General features: G+C 53.1%; 7 protein-coding genes and 2 pseudogenes. 6 read left to right on the top strand and 3 right to left on the bottom strand.

Translation table 11 applies throughout. The annotated features are described in order from the left end of the window. The 4 genes and pseudogenes from HMPREF9007_RS25775 to HMPREF9007_RS26990 all read left to right on the top strand — a co-directional run. Positions 1 to 236 (top strand): annotated as a pseudogene (locus tag HMPREF9007_RS25775) (group II intron reverse transcriptase/maturase); the annotation flags it as partial. A gap of 4 nt (positions 237 to 240) precedes the next feature. Further along, complete coding sequence (locus HMPREF9007_RS20795) at positions 241 to 1,455, top strand: TraM recognition domain-containing protein (RefSeq protein ID WP_128567776.1); 1,215 nt, start codon at positions 241 to 243, stop codon at positions 1,453 to 1,455. A 36-nt stretch (positions 1,456 to 1,491) separates the two neighbouring features. After that, a pseudogene (locus HMPREF9007_RS0124595) lies at positions 1,492 to 2,235 on the top strand (DNA adenine methylase). Continuing rightward, a complete protein-coding gene (locus HMPREF9007_RS26990; RefSeq protein WP_164674630.1) occupies positions 2,236 to 2,397 on the top strand; it encodes a hypothetical protein in 162 nt (53 codons plus the stop codon). A 122-nt stretch (positions 2,398 to 2,519) separates the two neighbouring features. Here the strand turns inward: HMPREF9007_RS26990 and HMPREF9007_RS0124590 are convergent, their stop codons facing one another. The 3 genes from HMPREF9007_RS0124590 to HMPREF9007_RS20800 are packed head-to-tail and all read right to left on the bottom strand — an operon-like array spanning position 2,520 to position 3,792. After that, entirely contained in the window at positions 2,520 to 3,203 is a 684-nt protein-coding gene (locus tag HMPREF9007_RS0124590; RefSeq protein ID WP_032850080.1) for a toprim domain-containing protein, read from the bottom strand. Positions 3,204 to 3,263: 60 nt separating this feature from the next. Beyond that, positions 3,264 to 3,422, bottom strand: a complete 159-nt coding sequence (locus HMPREF9007_RS26985; protein WP_005805266.1) for a hypothetical protein — start codon at positions 3,420 to 3,422, stop codon at positions 3,264 to 3,266. A gap of 19 nt (positions 3,423 to 3,441) precedes the next feature. Then, positions 3,442 to 3,792, bottom strand: coding sequence for a M23 family metallopeptidase (locus tag HMPREF9007_RS20800; protein ID WP_008760170.1), 351 nt, complete (start codon positions 3,790 to 3,792; stop codon positions 3,442 to 3,444). 308 nt (positions 3,793 to 4,100) lie between these two features. Here HMPREF9007_RS20800 and HMPREF9007_RS20805 point away from each other — a divergent pair, with 308 nt between their 5' ends. After that, the gene (locus HMPREF9007_RS20805; RefSeq protein ID WP_008760169.1) at positions 4,101 to 5,189 is read left to right on the top strand and encodes a DUF4099 domain-containing protein; all 1,089 of its coding nucleotides are present in this window, start codon (positions 4,101 to 4,103) and stop codon (positions 5,187 to 5,189) included. Positions 5,190 to 5,193: 4 nt separating this feature from the next. Further along, entirely contained in the window at positions 5,194 to 6,624 is a 1,431-nt protein-coding gene (locus HMPREF9007_RS20810; RefSeq protein WP_008760168.1) for a DUF6047 family protein, read from the top strand. The last annotated feature ends 4 nt before the right edge of the window (positions 6,625 to 6,628 follow it).

The following is a 6,628-nucleotide window of genomic DNA, read 5'->3' as shown; positions in this document are numbered from 1 at the left end:
CCCGGAATACGATGATTATTCTTTCAGCGAAAGGAGCAACAAAATGCTGGGAATCTCTCAAGGGACGTAAGTCTCTCTTATATTTATGGAACAAGCAGAACCGGATTTGTCCGTTATGCGGCAAGGAAATAGATTGTACAAAAGCATGGAACGTCAACGAAATATCTGTTGGTGGTTCGATTGTACGGCAACTTGTCCACAACAACTGCTACAAGCGAAATAAACGAAAATGTTGAAAGTATGAGCCGATTTCTAACAACAAATAGAAATATTGAGTTGCTTGAGCCGTATGAGGGGAAACTCTCATGTACGGTTCTTAGGGGAGAAGGGGGCAGCAATGCCCTTGACTTACCCGATATACAGAAACAGGGCGACTTCTTCGTAGAAAGTCCGATCGTACTGTTTGCCGCCATCATATGGTATCTCAAAATCTACGAGAACGGGAAGTACTGTACCTTCCCCCACGCCATCGAGCTGCTGAACAAGCCCTACTCGGACATATTCACCATCCTGACCTCGTACAGGGAGCTGGAGAACTACCTCTCGCCTTTCATGGACGCCTGGAAAGGCGGGGCAATGGAGCAGCTCCAGGGCCAGATCGCAAGTGCCAAGATCCCGCTCTCGCGCATGATCAGCCCCTCGCTCTACTGGATCATGAGCGGGGACGACTTCACGCTGGATATCAATAACCCGGATGAGCCAAAGGTACTGTGCGTAGGCAACAACCCGGACCGGCAGAACATCTATTCGGCGGCCCTGGGGCTGTACAACGCCCGTATCGTCAAGATGGTGAACCGTAAGGGAAAGCTTAAGTGCTCCATCCTGGTGGACGAGGTTCCGACGATATATTTCAAAGGGCTCGACACCCTGATAGCCACGGCCCGCAGCAACAAGGTGGCCGTCTGTCTGGGCGCACAGGATTTCAGTCAGCTGGTACGTGACTACGGTGAAAAGGAGGCGCGCGTCATCCAGAATACCGTCGGCAATGTCTTTTCCGGGCAAGTGTTGGGGGAAACGGCCAAGAACCTCTCGGAACGGTTCGGGAAGGTGCTCCAGCAGCGCAAGTCCGTCAACATGACCCGTGAGGACACATCGACCAGCATCAGCACCCAGCTGGACTCGCTGATACCGGCCTCGAAAATATCCAACCTCTCCCAGGGCATGTTCGTGGGAAGCGTCTGCGACAGTTTCCAGGAGAAGATGGAACAGAAAATCTTTCACTGCGAGATCGTCGTGGACAACGCGAGGGTGGCGGCCGAGACGAAAGCCTACAAACCGATCCCCGTGATTACGGACTTTACTGGCGGGGACGGCAAGGACCATATGCGGGAAGAGATAGAGCGTAACTACTACCGCATCAAGGAGGAAGTGAGCGGGATCATCCAAAAGGAGCTCCGCCGCATAGAGAACGATCCGAACCTGAAACATCTGCTGGAAACGGAAGATGACGGGTAACAATAGTTTTAACCATTCATTTTAATTTATCGAATCATGGAAAAGAAGAAAACCAGCTCGGGCTGTCTGCCCGGCAAACCCTGCTTCCCTTGGGTGGGAGGCAAGAGAAGACTGCTTCCGGTACTGATCCAGTCACTACCGGAGAATATCACAGAAATGAAAACCTATGTGGAACCCTTTGTCGGGGGCGGCGCCCTGTTCTTCTGACTGAGACAGACCTATCCGCATATCCGTTGCGTGATCAACGACTCGAACGAGAGCCTGGTGAATGTCTACCGCGTCATACGCGACACGCCGGAAGAACTGGTTGGACTGCTTGCCGGCATCCAGGGAGAATACCACGCCCTCCGGGAACGTACGGAAAGAAGGGACTATTTCATGGAAAAGCGAAGGGTATTCAACGAGGAGCACCCGGATGATATCACCCGTGCCGCCCTTTTCATTTTCTTCATGCGCACCTGCTATAACGGCATCTATTCGGTCAACCGCAAGGGCAGGCTCTCGGTAACCTTCGGTACGGGCAGCCGCGCCAGGATACTGGAAGAGGAACTGATCCGCTGCAACCACAAGCTGCTACAGGACGTCATCATCCTGGACGGAGACTACCGCCAGACGGAAAAATACGCGGGAGAGAAATCGTTCTTCTACTTCGACCCGCCCTACAAACCCGTCAACGAGGCCGGTACCTGTACCTCCTACATGCCGGACGACTTCGATGACGACTGCCAGATAGAACTGGCCGGATTCTGTAAGGGCTTGGGAGAGAAGGGAAGCAAATGAATGCTCTCCAACTCCGACCCCTGTCAGAAGAATCCTGAGAACACCTTCTTCGACGACCTGTACGTCGGCTTCCATATCCAACGACTGAGCATCTTCCGCTCGGTATGTTCCATAGCCGAGAAGAGGGAGACGGTCAACGAACTGCTGATCCGTAACTATTAAAGCCGGAAATTCTTAATTATATAAAGGAGCTGTCCAAAACATCAGCTCCTTATTTTTGCACAAGCAATATATACTGGCAACCATGATATCGAGAACACAGCTTATAGTTGCCTTTTTCTTTTTCAACCCTCTTGATTCTTTGCCCCCTGTCGCACTGTCATCCGCTCTGATCGAATTCTTTCCTGCAGAAATTCGTTCAAATCCTTGTGTGGCAGATAATGTATGGCCTTGTCGCTTATCTTCCCGCATTGCTTTCTGATCTCCTCCACCGCCTTCCTGCCGACTTCATCATTATCCAGGAAGCAACAGACCTGTCCGTAACTTCTAAGGATATCCATTGCCTTGGGCAGGTTGGTCACAGAATTGAGCACCACGCAGTCCGGCACGGCTTGCCCCTTTTTCAAGGCCAGGTACGAGAGATAGTCCATGAATCCCTCGAAAAGCAGTACCGATGACTGCCGTCTATCCCCTGTATTATGGCTGACATGTGTGATATCCTTGGGAGAGACCGCTCCTTTGAAGTATGGATTACGTATCTCAAGTCCCCCTTTCCTGTTTTTGAAACCGATCGCGAAATACCATTTGCCGTACATGCGGTAATGTACCTCCACGCATTCCCTTGAGGCGATATCGGAAGGAATGCCCCTTGTCCCGAGATAATCCAGCAGGACGGTGTTCTTAAGAGGTGAGACGCGCAGCTTCTCAAAGGCCGATGCCACAGTCCGTTCTTTCGCAGGAGAAGGATCCGGCCTGAACGCCGGAAAATCGCTTCCGATCCTCTGCAATACGGTCGGAATATCCGTCACCCCGTACAGCTTTTGTGCCAGGTCGATGATACTGCCCCCGGTTCCCTCCCCGAAATCATGTCACAGGTTCAAGGAAAGGCTGACCTTGAATGACGGGGTACGCTCCTGCCTGAAAGGCGAAAGGTACCATACACTGTCCCCCTGTCTTCTGACAGGCGAGAATCCCGCCCGCCCCAGGAAATCCTCCAGCGGAATCTTCTTTACTTCCTTGATGTTCATCACTTGCTTGTTTTACAGGTTATTTAAAAGGCGGCCATGAGAGCGGGTCCAGCAAGACACCGTCCTTCCTTAACTCAAAATGCAGATGGTTGCCGGTCGCTACCCCTGTATGTCCGACATTCCCAATATGCTGCCCGATACGGACATGAGTTCCCGCCTTCACATGCAGCCTGCTCATATGCGCGTACAATGTCGAATATCCTTCTGCATGCCGGACATGCACGAACCATCCGTAACTCCGGCTGTAACGTGCCTCGGTGATCTTGCCATTACCCGCACTGTACACGGGGGTGCCACAGGGAGCGGCTAGGTCCACCCCCTGGTGGAACAGCCTCCCTCCCTTTACCGGATGTACCCTCATACCGAACATAGAGGAGACCCTGAAACGGGTGTATCTTCTGTCAAGGGGGAAGAGTACGGGATAATCCGTCAGGAGAATGAGGCCATGTCGGGACCTTCAAGTAACCGTTCACTTCCCGGCAGTACCGGTGGAATGTTCCTTTAACAATTCACCCTTGTTTTCGCCAGCCGTACCGTCCCCCCTCACACAGGAGGAGACTGACAAAAGGTGACAAAACATGACTATCAATGACAACTTTCTCATAATCAGAATATTTTAAAACGAAGATAGTAATTTTATCTCCCAAAACGATTTATCCACTTTAAAATTTAACAGTTATGGAAGAACTAAAACCGGCTGCCACAGGCAGCGAAAACGCCACTCAGGAACAGGGTTACCTAATGGCTTACGACAAGAAGGAACAGAAGGCGAAAGGTGTCAAGGGCATCGCGGCAAACGGGGAGCTGGAGACGCTCGAGGCCAATGAAACGAACAAAAGCCAGTTTATCCGTGTGGACCGGTACGGGAATTTCTTCACCAACTTCGGGAAGAACTTCATGTACCAGTACAACCATCCGACACGCTACGCGCTGTATCGGATGGAGGAGAAGACTCCGGTGGAGGAAGCGAAACGCAGGATCGAGCAGGGCCAGCTCCCCGAGAACGAGTCTTTAAGACGCGAGCTCTCCCGGGATAACCGAATCTACAACAACCACCTTTTCAATGAGCGCGAGATCAACTGGCAGCAGGCCGAGCGTTACGGGCTTACCCCAGACGTGCTCAGACAGACAGGCGACATGGAAAGGCTGTTACAGGGCAGACAGTCCGGCATAGCCTATGACATCTCCATGAACACCGAGCTGGGACGCCAGAAAGGGGATGCCAAACTCTCGCTTTTCCGTGACGAGAACGGCCTGGCCAAGTTCGATCTGCACTTTATCCGCCAGGCCCCCAAGGTAGGACAGGAATACCGGGGATACAAGCTGGAGGAGGACGTACTGGACGCCTTGAACCGGACGGGCAACGCCGGAAGGCTGGTGGACCTGGTCGTCGACTTCCGCAGCAAGGAGACGAAACCGTGCTACCTTTCAAAAGATCCGGTTACCAACGAGATGTTCTTCCTTCCGGCAGACCAGGCGCGCTGTTCTAAAAAAATCAAGGACTATACGCTCTCGCAGCAGGAGTACGCTGACTATACGGCTGGCAAGGAGGTCCCCATCGAGTTCAAGTCATCGAACGGGAAAATCCTGCGAACCTCCATCCAGATGAGCGCCGCCGAACGCGGGACCGAGTTCCTGTGGGAAAGAAGCACCAAGAAACTGGAGAACAGACAGGGGCTGGAACAGAAAGACGGCTTGCCGGAGAAAACGCAGAAGCCTGAAAAGAGGACCTATGCTCGCAAATCAAAGATAACCCCGAAAATGTAACGGCATGGCATCCCCAAAAGACAACATGGAACAACTGGAGGAGCTGTTCAGGCAGGACGGCAGAGGGTGCCTGCTCATCGGGTACGAAACCGGCATGGACAAGCCCCATGCCGCGATTTCCTACCAACTTTATCCTGTCAATCCGGAACAAGACGGCATGACCTACCAGTTCCTCGGCCTGCTGCATGTCGGGGTGGAGACCGCCCGGATATCGGCCTTCGTCCCCGATACCCGCCTGGAGATCTACCGCTTCCCCCGCATGTCCGATGTCCCTTCCATATCCCGGGATATCCCCGTAAGGGAATACATCACGGACAAACTGCTGCCCCATATCCGAAGATATGGCCTGGAACCGGTAGTAAGCGTCAATCTACGTGATGCGGTGTTCATGAGGTCCGCCCTGAAACGGCCCATGGAACCGGGCGGACGGTTGCGGCTGACGGCCGCAGAAATCGACCGCCTGATGGATTTCCGCCTGCTGCAGGACGAGAAGGCACGGCTATATGGTTATGATCCCGCTTACAAGCTGCCCCTGCATATCGTGGAAACATCAAGGGGGATACTTGTTTTCAGTGACGGACCGGCGGGCCAGAAAGGGCTGGAGGAGTTCTACCAGCACCTAGCGGACAACTATTGGTGGATACATAGCGAACCGGGACCGGTCAAACAATATGACATGCATTCCGTTCCGGCAAGCCTGGCCCCGCTGATTGACGCCTCCTGCAGGAAAGATCCCGATACCGGGAGATACGTGTACGAGTTCACGGACTCCCCGGTACGAGCGGACCTGCCCGATGAAAGAAAACTGGAGCCGGTCTTCTTTACCGACATGACACCCTCCGCTGAAGGATACCGTAACCTCACGGAGTTTTCCGGATGCGGGATGAACAGATGCAACGCGGATATCTACCGACTGCTCTCCCTTACCCGCCACTTCGACCGGCAACTCATTCTTGACCCCGCTTTTTCCTACCGGCATCAGTTCCGGGAGTTCGTGGAACGCATGGACAGCTTTCTCCGGGGAAATCCCGGCGACGATGACATGGGAAAGATACTGGACGACATGCACGGCAAGGCGGGGCGTATCCTGAAAACGGATTTTGACGTAAGGGGGCACCGTACCCTGGAGCGGCTTCTGAATGACTGCAGCGTGCCGTTCCTCATCGGTGACCACGAGGCCGATGACACTTTGAGAAGGGCGCTGCTTGAAGGGAAATGGATTTACTTCCCCGGACTATCGGCAAAAATGCCCGGACTCCGTTACATCCATGCCGATAGGACCTGCGACCGGGTCATGGCTTATAAGAATCCCCCGGGGCTCAAGCCTGTATACCAGGTCAAGGACGGTAAGATCGTCCCTTATGAGGCGAAGGCAGTAAAAACGGATAAATCACGGGCAAAGAGAAACAGGAAGAGGAACAATTTAAAGTTATAGACAT

Origin of the sequence: Bacteroides sp. 1_1_14 (genome assembly GCF_000162515.1) — a bacterium.
Taxonomy (GTDB): Bacteria; Bacteroidota; Bacteroidia; order Bacteroidales; family Bacteroidaceae; genus Bacteroides; species Bacteroides thetaiotaomicron.
This window is presented reverse-complemented; position numbering and strand designations above follow the sequence as displayed.